This window comes from Streptococcus pseudopneumoniae (assembly GCF_001074975.1).
Taxonomy (GTDB): Bacteria; Bacillota; Bacilli; order Lactobacillales; family Streptococcaceae; genus Streptococcus; species Streptococcus pseudopneumoniae_D.
Window position 1 is genome coordinate 1 of sequence record NZ_JUUO01000063.1, and the last position, 241, is coordinate 241.

Here is a 241-nt window from a genome sequence, read left to right on the forward strand (position 1 = left end):
CAAGCGCAATCGCATCATGCATCCAACATCCGTCAAATCTGATTGCACGGATTGCCCACTTCTCAAAAAAGCTCCTTATGTCTGTAACAACTGTCTAAAAAAGAGGACGGATTGTGGCTTTAACCGCTATCTTTACTACGCGAAAAAGGCCCAGGAACAGTACAAGACTATGTTGAGAGAGTCCAGAGAGGGAATTCCCCTAAACAAGGAAAGTTTTTATCAGATGGACAAGGTCTTAACC

The 241-nt window shown here is 43.6% G+C and carries 1 pseudogene; it reads left to right on the forward strand.

Going from position 1 to position 241, the window contains the following annotated elements:
* Positions 1 to 241, forward strand: a pseudogene (locus ADI86_RS11000) (IS30 family transposase); the annotation flags it as partial.